We start from the raw sequence: 20271 nt of genomic DNA on the forward strand, positions 1-20271 counted from the left end.
TGGGAAGGCCCAGACAGCTAGGAGGTTGGCTTAGAAGCAGCCATCCTTTAAAGAAAGCGTAATAGCTCACTAGTCGAGTCGGCCTGCGCGGAAGATATACCGGGGCTCAAACTGATAACCGAAGCTGCGGATGCTCTTAGGAGCATGGTAGAGGAGCGTTGTGTAAGCCGTTGAAGGTGGATCGGGAGGTCTGCTGGAGGTATCACAAGTGCGAATGCTGACATGAGTAACGATAAGGGAGGTGAAAAACCTCCCCGCCGGAAGACCAAGGGTTCCTGTCCAACGCTAATCGGGACAGGGTTAGTCGACCCCTAAGGCGAGGGCGAAAGCCGTAGTCGATGGGAAACAGGTTAATATTCCTGTACTCGCTATTACTGCGACGGAGTGACGGAGAAGGCTAGGCCAGCATGGCGATTGGTTGTCCATGTTTAAGGTTGTAGGCTGGGGACTTAGGCAAATCCGGGTCCCTAAGGCTGAGAACTGATGACGAAGCCCACTTAGTGGGTGAAGTGGTTGATGCCCTGCTTCCAGGAAAAACTTCTAAGCTTCAGGTAATAGTGAATCGTACTCTAAACCGACACAGGTGGTCAGGTAGAGAATACCAAGGCGCTTGAGAGAACTCTGGTGAAGGAACTAGGCAAAATGGTACCGTAACTTCGGGAGAAGGTACGCCGGTTTTGGTGATGGGACTTGCTCCCTAAGCTGAGGCCGGTCGAAGTGACCAGGTGGCTGCGACTGTTTATTAAAAACATAGCACTCTGCAAACTCGTAAGAGGACGTATAGGGTGTGACGCCTGCCCGGTGCCGGAAGGTTAATTGATGGGGTTAGCTTCGGCGAAGCTCTTGATCGAAGCCCCGGTAAACGGCGGCCGTAACTATAACGGTCCTAAGGTAGCGAAATTCCTTGTCGGGTAAGTTCCGACCTGCACGAATGGCGTAACGATGGCCACGCTGTCTCCACCAGAGACTCAGTGAAATTGAAATCGCTGTTAAGATGCAGTGTACCCGCGGCTAGACGGAAAGACCCCGTGAACCTTTACTACAGCTTTGCACTGAACTTTGAGCCTATTTGTGTAGGATAGGTGGGAGGCTTTGAAGCAGCGACGCTAGTTGTTGTGGAGCCGTCCTTGAAATACCACCCTGGTATGTTTGAGGTTCTAACTCTGGTCCGTTATCCGGATCGAGGACAGTGTATGGTGGGTAGTTTGACTGGGGCGGTCTCCTCCCAAAGAGTAACGGAGGAGTACGAAGGTGCACTCAGCATGGTCGGAAATCATGCAATGAGCATAATGGTATAAGTGCGCTTGACTGCGAGACAGACATGTCGAGCAGGTACGAAAGTAGGTCATAGTGATCCGGTGGTTCTGTATGGAAGGGCCATCGCTCAACGGATAAAAGGTACTCCGGGGATAACAGGCTGATACCGCCCAAGAGTTCACATCGACGGCGGTGTTTGGCACCTCGATGTCGGCTCATCACATCCTGGGGCTGAAGCCGGTCCCAAGGGTATGGCTGTTCGCCATTTAAAGTGGTACGCGAGCTGGGTTTAGAACGTCGTGAGACAGTTCGGTCCCTATCTGCCGTGGGCGTTGGAGATTTGAGAAGAGTTGCTCCTAGTACGAGAGGACCGGAGTGAACGAACCTCTGGTGTTCCGGTTGTCACGCCAGTGGCATTGCCGGGTAGCTATGTTCGGACGGGATAACCGCTGAAAGCATCTAAGCGGGAAGCCTCCTTCAAGATAAGATCTCCCTGAGGCCTTGAGCCTCCTGAAGGGCCGTGGAAGACTACCACGTTGATAGGCTGGGTGTGGAAGCGTTGTGAGGCGTTGAGCTAACCAGTACTAATTGCCCGTGCGGCTTGACCATACAACAGAGATGGTTACTAACGACTAGCTAAGCTAGCGGATTGTGAGTTAGAGACATACGATCGCTTGCGGTGTATTACTACAGATTGTTTTACCGACTTATTTGGGGTTATCGCCGGTCAACAACATGACCGAGGCAAACAGCGATAACGCGGCAGGCTAAGCACATTGCTTATAAGACCAACGCCAACCCAAGCCAGTTTGCCTGACGACAATAGAGTTGTGGAACCACCTGATCCCTTGCCGAACTCAGAAGTGAAACGCAACATCGCCGATGGTAGTGTGGGGCTTCCCCATGTGAGAGTAGGTCATCGTCAGGCTTCTAATCCGAAAGGGCCACCCAATAGGGTGGCCCTTTTTTTATGGCTGAAAAATATTTTAAAAATAAAAAATAAAAAATAAAAAAACTAAGAAAAGGGAAGGAAGAAAGGGAAAGCAGGAATTACTTAGTCGAAATTAAATAGAAAAAATAAAATAGTTCTGAAAAACTTTAATGCTCAACTTTCTATTTAAAAAATCAGTCAGTAATTAAAAAAATAAAAACCTAAAACTACTTGAGCACCTTAAACAGATGCTCTCCTAAAAAGCCTATAAAAATAGGTCTTTACATACCTCCGTAGCACTTATATAAAAAATCATCCAACAAAAATAACTCGCATAAAACTCAGAAAAGTACCCTTACCACTCCCGCCAAAAATTATATTTAGCCGGTAAAAATATCGGTGATTTTTTAGTCTCTGCAGTAATCCCCTGTAACCACGGGGCCTGTAGCCCGTTTATTAAAGTTATGCACAACTCTATCCAGACTTTCTGTTAGTAACGTTCTGATCTTACTTTTAGTGGATAACCTGACACTTTTTTCGTTGGTTTTTTAATCGAATTATTTCATTGCACGAAATTAAAGGCTTCCAGACCTCTATCCAAAAGTTATGCACAGTACTATCCAAGAATTCTGTTAGTAACATCCCTGTAATGAAGAAAACATCTAAAGAATTCTATTTTTACGATCTATTATCCAGTGTTTCAGTGGATAACCAGGGCTGACTTTTCAGTTCTAAAAGGCTCGCTGGGATGTGCTGTTAAGGAAGCATTCTACTAGCGACAAATTCCTCCGAGAGGCTTGCTAATGAGATTTCTACTTTTAATTTCCATGTCATTAGTACTTTTAGCTGCTGGATCGCTAAGGGCGCAGACGTTGGTAGTAGGAAATAAATATGAGGGCACGGTGAGTTTTATTGACCTGGCTTCCGGCCAAGAGGTTAAGAAACCGGAAACTGGAGGTTCGCCCCATGAATTAATAGTGTCGCCGGATAAATCTAAAGTGGTGGTAGTTTCTTACCTTGAAGATGGCTACGTGGGAGAAGAGCTGAATGTATTCGATATCGCGAGCGGTAAGCGCCTGAAAAGAATTGATATCAGTCCACACAAAGGCCCTCACGGTATCGCTTGGCTGGGCGACAGCAATAATGTGATTGTTACGACAGAAGAAACCAGCGACGTGATAAAGGTGGATGTGGCTGAAGGAAAAGTATTGGGCGTTGCCCGTACTGATCAGGTAGGTAGCCATATGCTCGCACTATCACCTGATCTGAAGACCGCCTACGTTACTAGCCGGGGGTCGGATACGTTCAGTGTAATTGATACAGAGACTATGGAATTGAAATCTACAATACCGGCAGGGGATGGGCCGGAGGCAGTGTGGGTAAGCCCCGATAATAGCGAGCTATGGATAGGAAATAATCAGTCAGAAAATATCTTTATTTTCGATACTGAAACGTTAAAGCAAAAAGAAACGATAGATGTTGGTTTTCTGCCTATCCGAATCAGGTTTCACCCTGATGGCGAAGTGGTAGCTGTAGCAGACTTAAATGGTAATCGTATACTAGTGTATGACGCCAAGACCCGTAAACAGTTACATGAGATTGATGTCGGCAGCGCAGGGGCCAGACAGCCAGCATCGCTATTTTTCTCTCCGGACGGAAAGTTTTTGTTTGCCGGTTCTCAGAGAGACGGAAAAGTTGTTGAAATAGATACCGCAACTTGGAAAGTTAAGCGTATATTTAATGCGGGACAAGGGTCAGATGGTATTGAGTGGAGCCCAGTAAATATTCAGCAATAAATATTCCTGAACTCCACTGTTAAAATAATGAATCAGGTAGGAACTGTGTAGATTTTTAAGTCCTGAAATATTCCATCAATCGAATAATAATTTGGAATAGTTTCACTATGGACTCCACCTACGCGTTCTGCTACGGCTATGCTGGCACTGTTTTCAGATAAGCAGTGAATTTTCAACGCTTGAATATCGTGCAGATCTTTCAAGTAGCTAGATATTTTATTTACGATTCGAGTTACGATTCCATTGCCATGGCAGCTTTTACACAACCAATACCCTATTTCTGCATTTTGTTTTTTAAGGTCAATTTCCTTGATACCAAAGATCCCAACTACCTTGTCTGAATAGTGGATCTTGTACCAGGATGCTCCGAAACTATTGCTGAATACTCTGTCGGCAATATATTTTTCTGTGGTTGGGAGGTCGACAACAAGCTTTGCCCAATAGAGATACTTCTCTAGCAGTGGTCTGTTATTTTCAATTAAGGCAAAGATGATTTTTGTGTCACTATCCAAAAGTGGATCGAGTTTGATATCACTGTTTACTACTATAGGCTTTTTAGTCATCCTTTTGCCTCTCCATTTTTTAGCGATATTTTTAGTCATTAGCAACCTAACTAACTGGTAGAGTTTTCCTGATTAGGTGAAACAACAGAAAGAGCCTGTGGAAGGTCTCTAGGTTTCCAGCATAAAAGTTACCGGGCCGTCATTGACTAGTGAAACCTGCATATCCGCTGCAAATATTCCAGTGGCCACTGGCGTAAATTGGGATTTGGAACTTTTAACGAAATAGTTGTAGAGCTCCTCCGCGTATTCTGGTGATGCGCCGCGACTAAAGCTCGGGCGTAAACCTCTATCAGTTTCGGCAACTAGTGTGAACTGACTGACAATCAGGAGCCCACCTCCCGCCTTTTGGAGGTTGAGATTCATACGCCCTTTATCATCGGGAAAAATACGGTAATTCAGGACTTTGTGCAGCAGCTTATCTACACTATCGGTAGTGTCCTGGGCTTCGATACCTAGCAGCAGGAGGATACCCTTATCTATGGCCCCAACGGCCTCTCCCGCTACATTAACCTGGGCATGGCTTACCCTTTGGATCAATCCTTTCATCTCACTTCTCTCTGCTGCTCTGGAACCGATCGTCTAAATCGCCTAGATTAGCGGACTGTTCCCAGTAGAGAAACCGAGAATAACGGTATGAAGAGACAGCTAGTGGCACTGGTTGCCGGTGCACTTGCTGCGGTGAGTGTTCACGCAGCTGATAGCTATCCGGATAGTAAACCGGGTGCTCAAATTGATGAATATTTTGGTCAAAAGGTGGCTGACCCCTATCGTTGGATGGAAAAAATGTCCAGTGATGAGGTAAAGAGTTGGGTGGCCAAACAGAATGATCATTCATTACCGCGTTTGAAGGACCTGCCCGGGTGGCAGAAAATCAATGACCGGCTTGCAGAACTATGGCGCTACGAGCGCTACGGTGTTCCGTACAAGAAGGGCGATAGCTATTACTACAGCTACAACACCGGTGATTGGGATCAGAATGTTTTCTATAAGGCCTCTAGCCTGTCTGCTGAGGGCGATACGGTTTTAGATCCACGCACCCTAAGTGAAGATGGCACTATTGCTGCCAAGCGCCTCAAAGTCAGTCCAAAGGGCCGCTATCTGGCTTACGGTATCTCGGATGGTGGCACTGACTGGACCGACTATCGTATTCGCGACCTAAAGACAGGCAAGGATCTGAAGGAACAACTGACCGGTATCAAGTTTAGTGATGCCAGTTGGGCGCCGGATGAGTCCGGTTTTTACTATAGCCGGTACCCGTTTAACAGAGATGGCACGGCGGATGATAGCAAACAGGTAGCCGTATATTTTCACCGACTGGGAGATGCCCAGGAAAGTGATCAACTGGTCTATGAAATTACTGATCATCCCACCCGCAATCCAGGCGCGACGGTGAGTGACGATGGCAACTATCTCCTGTTTGGCATCTTCGACGGCTATGACTCGAACGGCTTTTACTATCGCGATTTACGGGATGAAAGCGGCAAGGTAATTAAGCTTCTGGATGACTGGGATGGCCTATACCAGTATCTCGGAAATAAAGGGAGCACCTTTTACTTTGAGACCAGTGCGGGGGCGCCGCTGGGCCGTGTAATCGCTATTGATCTGAATAAGCCGCAACGCAAACACTGGCGCGATCTGGTGCCGGAGACGACTAGTGCCCTGCAGAGTGCCAGTTATATCGGTGATCGCTTTGTGCTTCACTACCTGGAGGATGCGAAATCGCGAGTGCTGGTGACCGATACTAACGGTAAGAAACAGTACGAGCTGAAGCTGCCAGGGGTGGGCTCAGTGAAGGGGTTTTATGGTGAGCCGAATGAAGTTGAGACCTTCTACGCTTTCTCTAATTTTATTACCCCGCCGAGTATCTACCACCTGAATGTACTGACTGGTGAAACCAAAATGTTCAAGCAGCCAAAATATGCAGCAGACTTTTCCGATCTGACTGTGAGTCAGCATTTCTATAAGAGTAAGGACGGTACCCGGGTGCCTCTATTCCTCGTGTATAAGAAGGGAATGAAGCGAGATGGCTCCAACCCGACGCTGCTTTATGGATATGGTGGTTTTAACTCCGCTCAGTTACCGCGCTTCTACAACCGCTTTGTCGGTTGGTTGGATATGGGCGGCACCCTGGCACTGGCCAACTTGCGCGGTGGTAGCGAGTACGGCAATGCTTGGCACCAGGCGGGTACCAAGACGCAAAAGCAAAATGTCTTCGATGATTTTATCGCTGCAGCTGAGTGGCTGATCGAGGAGAAAGTCACTTCTCCTGAAAAGCTTGCTATTAGTGGTCGCTCCAATGGTGGACTATTGGCGGGGGCAACGCTGGTACAACGACCGGATTTGTTTGCGGCGGCATTACCGGTAGTCGGTGTCCTGGATATGCTGCGATATCATACCGCTTCCGCTAATGCCCGGCAGTGGTCGAGCGATTATGGGCTTAGTGAAAATCGCGATGAGTTCAAAGCGCTGCATGCCTATTCTCCGGTCCACAACACCCGTGAGGGCACCTGCTATCCGGCCACGCTGATCACCACTGCTGATCGCGATGATCGAGTGGTTCCCTGGCACAGCTACAAATTTGCGGCAGCCCTACAAAAAGATCAGGGCTGTGACAAACCAGTCTGGCTTGCCGTGGAGACTCGGGCTGGGCACGGTGCAGGCAAGCCGGTATGGATGCAGGTGGAAGACTTCGCCAATCAGTGGAGCTTCCTTGCCTACCAGCTGGGCATGAAAATCGAGTAGCCTTTCCAACTAACTCAATAAAAGTAATAGCGGGATTAATCAATAAAACTCCCAGTAGGACGATTGCAAAGGGGTTTAGTTTTGGGGCGGTGTCACTAATGACGTTTGTGTGCCGCCCACTCTGTCGGAGTGGTCGTATCACCAACCGGTCTGCCCTTCCGGGAGGAGGTGGCTTCGATAGAGCTAATCACTGGGTATGAATAACGATAACAACTCATCCGGTGGATTTATGAAACATGCATTTGTAACCGGGGGAACCGGTTTTCTCGGCGCTAATTTGGTAGAGCAATTGGTTGGTGATGGATGGAAAGTTACCGCTATGCATCGGCGCACCTCCAATACCGATATGTTACGCTCTTTGGGCGTCAACCTGGTTGAAGCCTCTCTGAATGATCCTCAGTCCCTTCAAGCTGCAATCCCAGATAACGTCGATGCGCTTTTCCATATGGCGGCTAATACCAGTATGTGGCGCGGCGGTAATGCCCAGCAATGGAAAGATAATGTTGAGGGGGCAGCGAATATTGCCAAAGTTGCCAGGGAGAAAAATGTAGGGCGTATGGTGGTGACCAGCTCAATTTCTGCTTATGGCTACCATAAGGAAAGAATTACTGAAGAAAGTGATAAGCTGGCAGATGATCCTCACCATCACTATCTTTACACGAAAAAAAGAGAGGAAATTGCCGTTCGCAAAGAAATTGAGCAGGGCCTGGATGCGGTATTTCTTAACCCTTGCGCGATTGTGGGTAAATACGATACCACCAGTTGGGCGCAGACCTTTTTTCTGATTGATAAAAATCAATTACCAGGTGTTCCACCGGGCTGGGGTTCTTTTTGCCATGCCGGTGCAGTAGCGCGAGCCCATATCGATGCGGTTGAAAAAGGGCGGTGTGGTGAAAATTATATCTTGGCCGGAACGGATGCCAGTTTTTTAGAATTCTTTGGAAAGATTGCTGAGTTATTGCATAAACCTGTACCAAAACGCACCACACCGGCATTTCTAATTCAATCTATCGCCTGGTTTTCTGACCTCTGGTCTCGTGTGAGTGGGCAAGAGCCGGTTATTACCCCTGAAAAAGCCACGTTGGTAACGCGGAGAGTCGTTGCTAGTAGTACTAAAGCTGAACGTGAACTCGGTTATCAATCGGGGGTGGCTTTGGATACTATGTTATGCGAATGTCGCGATTGGTTAGTGCAGAACAATTTGTTGGAGTCGAAGTGAATCGTAATAATATTATTTTTGGGTTAGTTGCCTTGCTTTTGGTTTTACAGCTTATTCAGTATTACTTTTTCTCTGGCGCAAGCTAGTTATAAAAAGGAAGTAATGATGGCGGAAAAACGCTGTGACTGGTGCCTGTCTACACCACTTTATCAAAGTTACCACGATGAGGAGTGGGGTAGGCCGGTTACCGATGATCAAACCCTGTTTGAGTTTTTGTTGCTGGAGGGGGCCCAGGCGGGCTTATCTTGGATTACAGTGCTCAATAAGCGGGAGAATTACCGTAAACTGTTTAATAATTTTGATGCTGAAAAAATTGCTCGCTACACCCCTAAAAAGGTAGAGAAATTACTTCTAAACCCGGGAATTATTCGCAACCGGCTCAAGGTTGAATCGGCCATCAAGAATGCACGGGCAACCCTCGAGTTGCGCGATCGCGGTATATCCTTAAAGGATTTTCTCTGGCAGTTCACCGGTGGAAGAGTGATTGTTAATCGCCCCCGCTCCATGAAGCAGGTGCCGGCCACTACAGCAGAATCTGATGCGATGAGTAAGGCGTTAAAGAAAGCGGGTTTTAGTTTTGTGGGATCAACCATTATGTACGCGCATATGCAGGCAACTGGAATGGTCAATGATCACTTGGAAACTTGTCCGGCTCATCAGCGTTGTGTCGATGAGGCGCAGAATTTAGGTTTGGCTTGAATTTAAAATAGGGATTTATTTTCGGGGATCGATGAATATTAATAGCTTACTCAATGAGTATTGGCCCCAAGTAACTGCATTATCCCTAAAGTTGGCGGCCGCACTACTGGTAGTTTTGGTGACGCTGTTTGTGGCCCATCTTGCCCGCCGAGCGGTTGATCGTCTGCCGGACCGGTTTGATATTACCTTGCGCCCGGTACTGCGCAGTATTTCGAGCTGGGCGGTTTATATTGTTGGCGCACTGCTGGTATTGGATGTCTTTGGTATTAACACTACCAGCTTAATTGCTCTACTCGGCGCTACTGGTGTGGCAGTAGCCTTAGCGTTGAAAGATACCCTGCAAAATATTGCTTCGGGGTTCCTATTGCTGGGATTGCGGCCGTTTCGCGTTGGGGATGTGATTCAGTTCGGTGCCATATTGGGCACTGTTCGCGAGGTAGGGCTGTTTACTACGGAGCTGGATACCACGGATGGGCTGCGTATTACCGCACCCAACAGTGCTATCTGGGGGCAAGTGCTCACCAATTTCAGTCGCAATAAGACTCGCCGTATCGAGATTGTGGCGAGTATTGCCTATGGCGATGACATTGATCGCGGTCTAACAGTATTACGTCGCTTGGTAGAACAGGAACCCCGTATTCTCGCTGAGCCAGAGCCAAGTTTCGCTGTTAAGGCGCTTGCTGACAGCGCGGTCAATTTACAGTTGCGGGCCTGGGCTGCCAATGATCAGTACTGGGATGTTTACTGGTCCCTGATGCAAAAGCTTAAGCCTGCAATGGAGGCAGAAGGCTTGACGGTACCCTTTCCCCAACGAGAGCTTCATATCGTGGATCGGGCTGCCACTATGCGTTAGCCCATTACTGCAGGGTCATTCGTGACAATATCCTGCTCCAGGTATTGGGTCCACCTAGTCCAAAATCTCCGATTTGTCTCAACTCAACGCAAACATATAGCGTTCTGAGGGGCATTAATCGACACCTCACCGAATTCGTGTCAAAGTTAGCGGCGTTTTTTTGTACAACTTTTGATCGAGATAGGAAGATGCCGATAAAGCTGAACAACCCACTGATCCCCAGTCTGCTGGCTGTCGCTATCCTTGCGGGCTGTCAGGGTGACAAGAGTGCCCAGACTGGAGCAAATGCAGATAAGCCCCAAAATGCGGTTGCCGAGGCCTCAGTTACTGTAGATGCGGTTGCGGAAACCAAGCGCCTGACTGAGTGGCTGGATGAGCGTTATGAGGAACAGCTGCAGTTCAGCCCGATTCAGCTGTCCTACCTGGGTCGCAAAGACCACTACGACCAAATTGACGATATGAGTGAGGCCGCAGAGGCTCGCCGCCTGGTTTGGCAAGAGAAAAGTGTTGAAGATCTCAAGAAGAATTTCGACTACAGCAAGCTGACCCAGGAAGGAAAAACGTCCTACGATATCTGGATTTATCAGTTTGAACAGGCCAAGGCCGCTGCGCCGTTTATCCGTCACGGCTACATCTTTGAGCAGATGGGAGGTGCACAATCGCAGTTGCCCAACTTCCTGCTGAACTTCCACAAGGTCGACAACGTTGAAGATATGCAGGCGTATATCACCCGTATCGGTGGTATCTCCCGCGCGATCAACCAGCTGCTTGACCGCGCCAAGCTGTCGTCCAAAGAAGGTATCCGCCCCCCGCGCTTTGCCTATGAAGGTGCGATTGATCAGTCCAGTAAATTGATTGAAGGCGCGCCGTTTACCGATGGTGAAGACGCACCTCTGTGGGCCGGTGCCAAAGGAAAGATCGCTGAGCTGCTCGAAGCCGGTACTATTGATCAGAAGCAGGCAGACAAGCTGACCGCGGAAGCGCGCAAGGCATTAGAGACTGAGTTCTTCCCCGCATATCAAGGGCTGGTTACCTGGCTCAAAGCGGATATGCAGAAGGCCTCAGCAGAGCCTCAAGGTGCTAGTAGCTTGCCCAATGGTATGGCTTACTACAATCAACGCCTGGCCAACACCACAACTACGGATCTGACTGCCGACCAGATCCACAATATCGGCCTGGAAGAAGTGGCGCGTATCCGTGGTGAGATGGAAACTATCAAGAAGCAGGTTGGTTTCGAAGGTAGCCTGCAGGACTTCTTCAAGTTTATTCGCGAAGATGGCCAATTCTACTACCCGAATACCGATGAAGGTCGCCAGGGCTACCTGGATGACTCAACTGCCTTCCTGGACAACATTACCAAGAAATTGCCGGAATACTTTGGCCTTCTGCCGAAAGCTGAGTTGGTAGTAAAGCGGGTTGAGTCTTTCCGCGAACAGGATGGCGGTGCCCAGCATTACTACCCCGGCACTCCCGACGGTTCCCGCCCGGGTATTTACTATGCGCACCTGTCCGATATGAGTGCCTATTCCACGACTGATATGGAAACTGTGGCCTACCACGAAGGCAACCCCGGTCACCATATGCAGATCTCAATTGCTCAGGAATTGGAAGGTATCCCGCAGTTCCGCACTCAAGCTCACTTTACTGTCTATGTAGAGGGCTGGGCGCTGTACTCTGAGAAGCTTGCTAAAGAAATGGGGGCCTTCGAAGATCCCTATAACCTGTTTGGCCACCTGACGGCTGAAATGTGGCGAGCCATTCGCCTTGTTGTTGATACCGGCCTGCATGCCAAAGGCTGGAGTGAAGAGCAAGCGGTGGAGTACTTCCTGCAAAACTCCGCAATCCCCGAGACTGCAGTTCGTTCCGAAGTACGTCGTTACCTGGCGTGGCCGGGCCAGGCGACCGCTTACAAGATCGGTATGCTGAAGATTCAGGAGCTGCGCAAGCGGGCTGAAGATCAGTTGGGTGATAAATTCGATATTCGCGGATTCCACGATACCGTGCTGGGTGGCGGTGCTTTGCCAGTGCCCGTATTGGAGAGCCGCGTAGCCTCTTGGGTGGAATCAGTGAAGCAATCATAAGCTTCTTAGCTGACTCTTTTAAAAAGCCGGGCATAGCCCGGCTTTTTTATTGGGCGTATTTCTGTGAATATCGTCTGTGTATAGAGGAAAGCTGGTTTCCCTAAAATTCTTATTTATGGAAAAGTCCCAATGGATTCAAATATTTACTCTGCCCCAGAGGCTGAATTAGATACTGTTTCAGAGGATGAAGCGCAGTTTTATATAGTTTCACCAACCAAGTTCTGGGTAATGAGCTTAGGTACAGTGGGTATCTATTCAGTTTATTGGTTTTACCGTCATTGGGCAGAATATCAGCATGCTAGTGGAGAGAATATGTGGCCGGTTATGCGGGCAATATTCTCTATCTTTTTTACTCATTCCCTTTTTTCCAGGATTCAAAGCCGTATCGAGATTGATAAGGTGGATTACCGCTGGGTGCCGGCACTTTGGGCTACGTTATATGTAGTTTTTGCGATTGCCGGGGCTATTGTCGACAGGATTTCCTATTACTCCGATGTAATTTCATTGATCGATATAGTAAGCATACTTCTCTTACCCTTTACATTGTGGCCACTTTATGAGGGACAGAAAGCTGCCAATATAGTTAATGGAGATATTTCAGGACAGGCTAACTCGAGATTTACTCCCTGGAATTTTGTTTGGTTGGCTGTAGGGGCTGTATTTTGGGGAGTGGGTATTTTTGGGGCTTATTATCTGCTAGGCAATGTATAAGAGAGGAGTATCTATGAGACGTTCAGGATTTATTATCGTCGCTCTGCTATTACAACTGTTTCCTTCCGCTTTATGGGCGGAGCCAACACCCACTGAAATTACTGTGCGCGCCAAGGCCATGGATGCCAAGTTTATTGGCTCCTCCATCGGTGGTGCCATGGTTATTATTCGCGATGCAGATTCTGGGGCGATTCTTGCCAAGGGGCTTACCCAAGGGAGCACCGGTGACACCACCAGAATTATGAAAACGCCCCGAGAGCGGTTCCAATCTATCGCCGATGGCGCTGCGCATTTTACCGCTACACTGAATATCAGTGAGCCGGTGTTTCTGACGGTGGAAGTTCTTGCGCCGTATATCAAAAAGCAGGCCCGAGTGGTGGCGCAGACACAGACTTGGCTGGTTCCGGGAAAGCCTATCTCTGGTGATGGGTTGATTGTGGAAATTCCGGGAATGTTGGTAGATTTACTCAGTCCACAGACCCATCTCTATACAGGCTTGGACCAGAGTCCCTTTGAGATTCGCGCTAATGTGGTAATGATGTGCGGATGTTCACTTACCGATGGTGGGCTTTGGGACGGCAGTAAGTTAGAAGTTGTGGCATTGGTTAAAAGAGATGGCAAATCATTTGCTCGAGTGCCGCTAGAGATACAGGAGACTATGAATACCTTTAGTGCACCTTTTGCGACGGATTTGCCAGGTGTTTATGAAATTGTGCTATATGCCTATGATCCCAAGACTGGAAATACCGGTGTAGATCGGGGGAGCTTCATTGTGCGCTAGGCAAGTGCGGCAAGCTGTCTGAGATATGGATTTCTATGGATATTCGGCAGGCTACAGAGTATGACCTCGAAGGCATGTGGAGCCTCTTTAGTGTTGTGCGAAACAGAGGGGATCTGCCTTTCTCGCATAAGATCAGTCGAGAAGTGTTTTCTGCTCAATGGCTTAATGACGACTTACAGACTTATGTTGCCGAAGAGTTACCTCACCTGCTGGGGGTGTATAAATTAGGGGTTAATTTCCCTGGTATTCATAGCCATGTCGCGACAGCCAACTTTCTCGTGCACACGGATGTGCGCGATCGCGGTGTAGATCGTGCACTGGTCCAGCATGCAATCGCCAGGGCCCAGGACGCCGGCTATTTGGAAATGCAGTTCAACTACGTTCCCAGCGACAATGAGCCCGCAATAACCCTTTATACCGAGCTGGGCTTCACTATTATCAAAACGCTAGATAGAGCATTTACCGATCCTTTGGGAAGGTTGCAAGATGCTTATGTTATGCAGCGGTTTTTACAGTAGCTCGCCTGGTTATGGACCGGCAAAACCCAAAACACCAACAGGAAAGCCGGGAAGCGCTAATTGAGGAGCATCGACCGGAGCGTATTGAGGCGCGCTTGCGAAGTCGTCCACAGTCACAGTGGCTCTCTGATTTTGTTTTGGGAGCGATAGATGGCTGCGTAACTACCTTTGCCATTGTTGCGGGCGCTTTTGGTGCAGGCTTCTCCGAAGCGGTTGTGCTTGTGATGGGCTTTGCCAATCTTATCGCTGATGGTTTCAGCATGGCGGTAAGCAATTATGAAGCTGCCAGTGTGGAGCGTGAGCAACGAGCCGCGGCTATGCGTACAGAGCGTCAGCATATTGCTTTAATTCCCGAGGGAGAGCGGGAAGAGATCAGGCAAATTTTCTATCGAAAGGGATTTCGAGGTGAAGTTCTCGACAATATTGTTGCCACTATCACCGCGAATCAAAAGCTGTGGATAGAGACAATGCTGGCGGAAGAGTACGGTATAAGCCGCTTAGAGCATAAGCCTCTGGGGGCGGCACTGATAACCTTCGCCGCTTTTTTGTGTGTAGGTGCTATTCCCCTGCTGCCCTACCTTTTCCACAGCCTTAATCCCGCCGAACAATTTTATGCGAGCGCCGTTCTGTCGGTCTGCGCTTTTTTTGCTATTGGCTTGTGCAAAGGACTGGTGTTTTCCCACCACCTGCTGGTGGCGGGCTTAAAAACTCTGTTTTTTGGCAGTAGCGCAGCGGCCCTGGCACTCGTCGTTGGCTATCTACTGCGCCACTTGGTGACTTAATATTTATGCGGCTACCACTTTGTTGCGCCCGCCATTCTTGGCTCGATACATACGTTTATCTGCTTCGGCCAATAGCTGATTGAGTGGCTTGCCATTGGTGCTGCCTTCGACGACTCCGAGACTGATTGAGATTTTTACCGGGCGTGTATAGCGGCGACTGAGGGTGGATACTCTGCGACGAAGTTTTTCTGCAAGGACACTGCCGCCTTTCAAGTCAGTATTCGGCAATAGCAATAAAAATTCTTCGCCGCCCCAGCGCGCCACAATATCCTCAGACCGGGTGTTACTTTTCAGTATCTTGGCAACATCTTGTAATACGCGGTCGCCAAAGGAGTGCCCGTAGGTATCGTTGATCGTCTTGAAGTTATCTAAGTCTCCGATAAGGATGACATATTGATCTTTCAGCTCATCATTCCGGCGTTCTAATTCATGAATGGCGCGAAATGCTTCTCTGCGATTCGCTAATCCGGTCAATGTGTCCGTGGCAGCATAGGTCTCCAATTCACCTGTTAATCGCTGGAGGAGCTGTTGAGTTTGGTGACGGCTACTGTCAAGTAATGCAGTTAGAGCCGTGAGTGCACCAAATACTGCAATAAAACGCGCACGATAGGCCGTATCATATTTGGCCGTGAGCCCTGGGAAATCCGGATAAAACAGGATTGCTGCCGTAGCGAGACCTATGCCGAGCAGTGCAGTGGTGCCGGTTTTATAGCCGTAAAGGTTGATAAATCCGGGGACCAGCATAACTGCCCACATCAATCCGGTATTGTTTACACCACCAGTCATTAGTAAGTAGAAATACAGCGCCAATAAAAGAATTCCCACCAATAATGGCGTTTTCTCGGTAGGACCGATAATGTTGACAGTGATATATGCAAATAAAATAACCACCGCGACGATAAAAAGCGTCGATGCCTGCAGGATATTAGTTGCAGTAAGGGCGATGATCGCCATGGCTCCGGTGATAGCCATAGCGAATATCAGCATATAAGAGGAGGCCAATATCCGTCTGCGCAGATCTATGCGCTGCACTTCATCAATAGAGGTGGATATCGCGGGGTTTTGATTGTTATACCCTGAGCTCATAGTCATTCCCGTTGCTATACCGACTGCAACCTTCCGCTTGCTCGGGACCGTCCTGCATCATACAACTATGCTGGTAGCCACTGCCGGAGTGAAGCAATGGTGAGTATAGGGGGAATCTGTCACCGACCAAAGTAGCAAGCTACAGTATCAGTAACTCAAACTTTAGAACTGAGAAATCGTGACACAAATTCAACTGACTTCTGGCGATATCTTGACGATGCGTGGAGATGCTCTGGTGTGTCCGGCACACAAGCATCTTATTCGGGGGCGGGGGCTTTCAGCGCAGATTTATGCCCAGTGCGGGACTCGGTTAACCCCCCAATGTGCCAATCAAAGAGCATGCCCAGTTGGTGAAGCTCGCGTGACTCGAGCCTATGATTTACCGGTCGATTACTTATTGCATACTGTTACGCCCCAGTGGAGCAGTGGCGATCAATGGGGGAGCCAGGCCATAGTGCTGTTGAGACACTGCTATGAAAGTGTTTTAGAGTTGGCGATAGAGCGCGGCTGCAAAACGATACTGTTTCCGGCATTGGGAGCTGGCACTAACCGCTTCCCTCACGAGATTGCGGCACACCAGGGATTGGCCGTTTTACGCGCTTATGCCTCAAGGTTCGAGAGACTCACAGTTTGTTTGCACTCACAAACTGCATTGGCGCAGTGGCAGAAAGTTGAGCAGCGCTTTTATGGCCATAATTGATGTGTCACGGGTAATTGAATGGGATACAGCCTATTGTGTTAATTATTTAGTTAAGCACTATTGATTCCATGCAGTTAATGGTTCCTTCAATAACCTAATGTGGCGTATATAAAGTAGTTCTGCGGTGCAGGCAGATCGAACCACGGCATGTCAGTCTAACAAGCAATAACTTACCAAGTCGTCTTCTGATCTCATGAATTGAGAGTTATTCAGGTGCTATACAGTCTTTTCTAACTCTTCCGTTGATTATTAAGTGCTATGTCTCCACCTAACTATTTAGTTCTAACGTACTAAATATTGAAATCGTTAGTTGTAATGAGTCATCTATTCGCTAAAGATAGTTGTCAATAACTTAATAAATATGCATTATTTTTATATGTATTTTTTAAGCCTAAAAATTTTTAGTAACTATGGACCACTGCAAAGTCTGCATACAAGAACAAAATATCTATGAAGGCATAGGGCATAGATGTGCTTTGTGTCGGGGGTGAGTGTCCCCTAAAATGAAAAAGAAATCCTCTTTTTTACAGTTTCCCATGCCGCCTATGAATAGCCAGCGCGTTATTATTCACTGTAAGTAGGGCTGGATTGTCATTCTGCTTACCACTTTCATTAGTGGCTCTTATTGTTACTTCTTATTTAAAATTTTTAGTATCTCAGTGAGAACAGTCTTTATCTGAGAACGCTATCTTGGCAGGCCTTACTACTGAGGGATATATTTTATCAATGCGGCCAGTAATGTTTGTTTCTATAATATTGTTTGCGACCTTCTTTAAGCTGCTTGCATACTTAATCCCTACGGAAAAATAGAACTTGATAAAGAGTTAAGTCTAAGATATTGGGAGACTATAGGTTGAGGCAATCAATTCGTAAAAATTTTAGAATCTTATCGTTTTTTTAACTTTGATAGTCTTGGGGATAAATAGTTATTTTGTTGCCAGCTCCAATAGAGTGAAATTTAACTCATTATTTTCCCTTTTTCCTAAAGAGTATAATTGGAGTCAAATTCAGGCGGTTGAAACAGCTACTGGCACTGGTCCGGCACCTAGCCGCTGGGTTCCAAAATACATTTTAAGAATGGATGATAAAAAATTAGTTTAATTGATTACAAGCTGCAGAGATTTATTGCCTCTTACACCAGGCTCAGAATTTATCTTCGAGATCAAAATCAAATTAAGTATGAGCAAAATCTGACAAATGATGGAATTCGTTGGTTGAGAAATAATTTGCCAAAGGATGGCTTTGGTGAAGTGATGCATATCTTACAAGGTGCGCCGTAATAATTATTTTAAGCGCGGACTAAATAATAAATAGAAAGGGCCCGATAAGGGCCCTTCTATTAGAACAAACATTGAGCCACCTTCCCTGAGAAGGCGGCCAAAGTGTATCCAGGTTACTGGCAGGAACTCGCTTCCCAGTACTGGGGAGCGTTAGCCGGGGACCACCAGTTGGGTCCAAAGGTAGACACGTAAACCTGGCCTTCGAAGGTTACTAGGTCGCCAACTTGATAGCCTTCGTCACCAGCATATGGCTGCTGGAATTCGGGGCAGGAAGCGGTCTCACCTGAACCTTGATCGCTGTCGGTGTTGTCATCGGAACCGTTATCGGCGTTGTCGTCAGAACCGCTATCGGAGCCATTGTTGTTGCTATCGTCAGAGCCGCTGTCGGAACCATTGTCGGAGCCTTCGCCCTCAGTTTGACAGGTGGTTTCGGTCCACAGCGATGGCGCGGAACCTGGAGACCACCAGTTTGGCTCGTGGGTGGACTCGTAGGCGACTCCTTCAAAGACAACAACGTCACCGACTGAATAACCTGGGTCGCCGGCATAGGGCTGCTCAAACGCGACGCAGGCGCTGCTTCCGCCATTATTATTGCCACCGCCACTTCCGGTGTCGCCAGTATCTCCGGTGTCTCCAGTGTCTCCGGTATCTCCAGTGTCTCCGGTATCTCCGGTGTCTCCGGTGTCTCCGGTGTCTCCGGTGTCTCCGGTGTCTCCGGTGTCTCCGGTATCGCCAGTGTCTCCGGTATCGCCAGTGTCTCCGGTATCGCTATCACTGGAGCCACCCTGTCCGAAAACTTCGAGTGCGGCATCAAGTAGTGGATACTGGTATTCATTGTTCTCCAATAACATTCCGCCGCGTAGCTGCCAGATCATCACGCCACCAAGGCCCTGGTCGAGCACATATTGGGCGCGTGCGGCGATAGAAGTCGTATCTTCGAAAGAGATAAAACCGCCATCCTCAAACCAACCATAGTGGGTGACGGCCTCGGGATCGTAAGCGGTCTGGAATGAAGAGTCGCTCTGCATTTTCTCAACGATCTGGTAGTAGCGCGTCTCGGTGTCAGAGCCCCAGTGAGCGACGTCTTGTCCGGAGGCGGCTTCACCGATTGCGGTGGCGCCAGCCACGCTGCGGCCGTAGTGGGACATACCCAGGGTGATCTTCTCAGCGGGAATATTGCCCTCAGTCATCCACATATTGCGGCAGCTGTCTGCGTCGAAGCCTTCGTTGACCTGGCCTTCATAGGGGTAAAGCGGCGAGGTATGCTGGGCTACGGTATCCCAGTCGCCACCAAAGTCATAAGTCATCAGGTTGACATAGTCGAGGACTTCGCCCACAGCAGCAAAATCATAACCCTCTTCTGCAATCGAGGGGCCACAGGCCACGGCAGCGGTCAGTTCCAGATTTTTGCCGGTCTCCGCTTCAACCTCATCGAAGCGCGCGCGCAGCTCTTGCAGCAGGGTGGTGAAGTTTTCTTTGTCGATCGAGCGTCCGCCGTTCGGTGCATAGCCGGGGTATTCGAAATCGAGATCGAGACCATCGAAATCCCAGTCAGTAAGCAGTGTCACTGCATTTTCGATAAAGGCTGCACGTGCGGTGTCGCTCTCCATCATCTCAGAGACTTTGTGGGAGAGGGTCCAGCCGCCCATAGACAGGATCGCCTTGGCACCGTCGTCATGTACCGATTTTACAAAACCTGATTCGTGGTCATTCCAGCCCTGGCAGACCGCGGGCTGAATACTGGAATCGTATTGGCTGTAGGGGTGCCAGAATTGCGGCGAGCATTTTACGGGACCATCACCGGCGCCGCCGGAAAATGATTGGGCGCCCAGGCCGTAGAAAACGTAGGGGTCTGTAAAGTAGATGTTGCCGTCTTCGTCATTCCAGGCAAAGGCGTACTGAACGTGAGTGAGCTTGGAGAAATCCACGTTGTCATGGGTGAAGGATGAGTCGGCCCAGTATTCCCAATCGGCCCAATAGGCAGATACACGTTTAGAGGTTTCTTGTGCGCTGACGTTTCCGCTGATGGCGATTGCTGCTGCGAGTGCCGCCGCAGCTTTTAATTTAAACCCAAATTTAGATCCGCGTTCACTGCGGCTGCCCACCAACATCCTTGTTCGATCCTGAGATTGCAGGAAAGAAAACATTAGATTGACCTCCCATAGGTCTTAATTATGTATAAAGAAATTTGTCGTTATATGTGGAAAAATTTGAATAAATGGAGAGGTAAAAGTTCCGCGAGGAAATGTGGAATAAATGTGCAAGCCACGGA

At 48.4% G+C, this 20271-nt stretch carries 15 protein-coding genes and 2 rRNA genes (1 of these 17 running past the window's edge); 13 read left to right on the top strand and 4 right to left on the bottom strand.

Annotated elements, in window-relative coordinates; all coding sequences use genetic code 11:
* The 3 genes from ACJJIR_RS00435 to ACJJIR_RS00445 all read left to right on the top strand — a co-directional run.
* Positions 1–1866: ribosomal RNA gene (locus ACJJIR_RS00435) — 23S ribosomal RNA — on the top strand; it begins 1016 nt to the left of the window's first position.
* Between the two features lie 203 nt (positions 1867–2069).
* A 5S ribosomal RNA gene (gene rrf / locus ACJJIR_RS00440) occupies positions 2070–2185 on the top strand.
* An 806-nt stretch (positions 2186–2991) separates the two neighbouring features.
* The gene (locus ACJJIR_RS00445; protein WP_444906927.1) at positions 2992–3984 is read left to right on the top strand and encodes a YncE family protein; all 993 of its coding nucleotides are present in this window, start codon (positions 2992–2994) and stop codon (positions 3982–3984) included.
* Between the two features lie 32 nt (positions 3985–4016).
* On the opposite strand, the gene ACJJIR_RS00450 is transcribed toward ACJJIR_RS00445, so the two are convergent.
* A complete protein-coding gene (locus ACJJIR_RS00450; RefSeq protein WP_444906928.1) occupies positions 4017–4586 on the bottom strand; it encodes a GNAT family N-acetyltransferase in 570 nt (189 codons plus the stop codon).
* A 69-nt stretch (positions 4587–4655) separates the two neighbouring features.
* Positions 4656–5093: a D-aminoacyl-tRNA deacylase gene (gene dtd / locus ACJJIR_RS00455; protein ID WP_444906929.1), complete on the bottom strand. Its 438-nt coding sequence runs from the start codon at positions 5091–5093 to the stop codon at positions 4656–4658.
* An 87-nt stretch (positions 5094–5180) separates the two neighbouring features.
* Between dtd and ACJJIR_RS00460 the strand changes: the two genes are divergently transcribed.
* The 9 genes from ACJJIR_RS00460 to ACJJIR_RS00500 all read left to right on the top strand — a co-directional run bounded on the left by ACJJIR_RS00460 (position 5181) and on the right by ACJJIR_RS00500 (position 14933).
* On the top strand, positions 5181–7289 hold the full coding sequence (locus ACJJIR_RS00460) for a prolyl oligopeptidase family serine peptidase (RefSeq protein WP_444906930.1): 2109 nt from the start codon (positions 5181–5183) through the stop codon (positions 7287–7289).
* 229 nt (positions 7290–7518) lie between these two features.
* Positions 7519–8508 (top strand): SDR family oxidoreductase, encoded by a 990-nt coding sequence (locus ACJJIR_RS00465; RefSeq protein ID WP_444906931.1) that lies wholly within the window; start codon positions 7519–7521, stop codon positions 8506–8508.
* A gap of 105 nt (positions 8509–8613) precedes the next feature.
* Positions 8614–9207, top strand: coding sequence for a DNA-3-methyladenine glycosylase I (locus tag ACJJIR_RS00470; RefSeq protein ID WP_444908394.1), 594 nt, complete (start codon positions 8614–8616; stop codon positions 9205–9207).
* A 31-nt stretch (positions 9208–9238) separates the two neighbouring features.
* The gene (locus tag ACJJIR_RS00475; protein ID WP_444906932.1) at positions 9239–10060 is read left to right on the top strand and encodes a mechanosensitive ion channel family protein; all 822 of its coding nucleotides are present in this window, start codon (positions 9239–9241) and stop codon (positions 10058–10060) included.
* Between the two features lie 188 nt (positions 10061–10248).
* The gene (locus ACJJIR_RS00480; protein ID WP_444906933.1) at positions 10249–12141 is read left to right on the top strand and encodes a DUF885 domain-containing protein; all 1893 of its coding nucleotides are present in this window, start codon (positions 10249–10251) and stop codon (positions 12139–12141) included.
* 129 nt (positions 12142–12270) lie between these two features.
* Entirely contained in the window at positions 12271–12852 is a 582-nt protein-coding gene (locus ACJJIR_RS00485) for a hypothetical protein (protein WP_444906934.1), read from the top strand.
* Between the two features lie 13 nt (positions 12853–12865).
* Positions 12866–13633: a hypothetical protein gene (locus ACJJIR_RS00490; protein WP_444906935.1), complete on the top strand. Its 768-nt coding sequence runs from the start codon at positions 12866–12868 to the stop codon at positions 13631–13633.
* A gap of 35 nt (positions 13634–13668) precedes the next feature.
* Positions 13669–14151 (top strand): GNAT family N-acetyltransferase, encoded by a 483-nt coding sequence (locus ACJJIR_RS00495; protein WP_444906936.1) that lies wholly within the window; start codon positions 13669–13671, stop codon positions 14149–14151.
* 11 nt (positions 14152–14162) lie between these two features.
* Positions 14163–14933 (top strand): VIT1/CCC1 transporter family protein, encoded by a 771-nt coding sequence (locus ACJJIR_RS00500; protein ID WP_444895762.1) that lies wholly within the window; start codon positions 14163–14165, stop codon positions 14931–14933.
* 3 nt (positions 14934–14936) lie between these two features.
* Here the strand turns inward: ACJJIR_RS00500 and ACJJIR_RS00505 are convergent, their stop codons facing one another.
* Entirely contained in the window at positions 14937–16019 is a 1083-nt protein-coding gene (locus ACJJIR_RS00505) for a GGDEF domain-containing protein (RefSeq protein WP_444895763.1), read from the bottom strand.
* Positions 16020–16197: 178 nt separating this feature from the next.
* Here ACJJIR_RS00505 and ACJJIR_RS00510 point away from each other — a divergent pair, with 178 nt between their 5' ends.
* Positions 16198–16719, top strand: a complete 522-nt coding sequence (locus tag ACJJIR_RS00510) for a macro domain-containing protein (protein WP_444895764.1) — start codon at positions 16198–16200, stop codon at positions 16717–16719.
* 1393 nt (positions 16720–18112) lie between these two features.
* Here the strand turns inward: ACJJIR_RS00510 and ACJJIR_RS00515 are convergent.
* Positions 18113–20146 carry a glycosyl hydrolase family 18 protein gene (locus ACJJIR_RS00515; protein WP_444906937.1) on the bottom strand — a complete coding sequence of 678 codons (2034 nt, stop codon included), beginning with the start codon at positions 20144–20146 and terminating at the stop codon, positions 18113–18115.
* Positions 20147–20271 lie beyond the last annotated feature (125 nt).

Source organism: Microbulbifer maximicatervae (SeqCode) (assembly GCF_052467385.1).

Bases quoted from the DNA above. Each gene is read 5' to 3' on its own strand.
- ACJJIR_RS00445 (WP_444906927.1), top strand. From the start codon at position 2,992: ATGAGATTTCTACTTTTAATTTCCATGTCATTAGTACTTTTAGCTGCT.
- ACJJIR_RS00450 (WP_444906928.1), bottom strand. From the start codon at position 4,586: ATGACTAAAAATATCGCTAAAAAATGGAGAGGCAAAAGGATGACTAAA.
- dtd (WP_444906929.1), bottom strand. From the start codon at position 5,093: ATGAAAGGATTGATCCAAAGGGTAAGCCATGCCCAGGTTAATGTAGCG.
- ACJJIR_RS00460 (WP_444906930.1), top strand. From the start codon at position 5,181: ATGAAGAGACAGCTAGTGGCACTGGTTGCCGGTGCACTTGCTGCGGTG.
- ACJJIR_RS00465 (WP_444906931.1), top strand. From the start codon at position 7,519: ATGAAACATGCATTTGTAACCGGGGGAACCGGTTTTCTCGGCGCTAAT.
- ACJJIR_RS00470 (WP_444908394.1), top strand. From the start codon at position 8,614: ATGGCGGAAAAACGCTGTGACTGGTGCCTGTCTACACCACTTTATCAA.
- ACJJIR_RS00475 (WP_444906932.1), top strand. From the start codon at position 9,239: ATGAATATTAATAGCTTACTCAATGAGTATTGGCCCCAAGTAACTGCA.
- ACJJIR_RS00480 (WP_444906933.1), top strand. From the start codon at position 10,249: ATGCCGATAAAGCTGAACAACCCACTGATCCCCAGTCTGCTGGCTGTC.
- ACJJIR_RS00485 (WP_444906934.1), top strand. From the start codon at position 12,271: ATGGATTCAAATATTTACTCTGCCCCAGAGGCTGAATTAGATACTGTT.
- ACJJIR_RS00490 (WP_444906935.1), top strand. From the start codon at position 12,866: ATGAGACGTTCAGGATTTATTATCGTCGCTCTGCTATTACAACTGTTT.
- ACJJIR_RS00495 (WP_444906936.1), top strand. From the start codon at position 13,669: ATGGATATTCGGCAGGCTACAGAGTATGACCTCGAAGGCATGTGGAGC.
- ACJJIR_RS00500 (WP_444895762.1), top strand. From the start codon at position 14,163: ATGGACCGGCAAAACCCAAAACACCAACAGGAAAGCCGGGAAGCGCTA.
- ACJJIR_RS00505 (WP_444895763.1), bottom strand. From the start codon at position 16,019: ATGAGCTCAGGGTATAACAATCAAAACCCCGCGATATCCACCTCTATT.
- ACJJIR_RS00515 (WP_444906937.1), bottom strand. From the start codon at position 20,146: ATGTTTTCTTTCCTGCAATCTCAGGATCGAACAAGGATGTTGGTGGGC.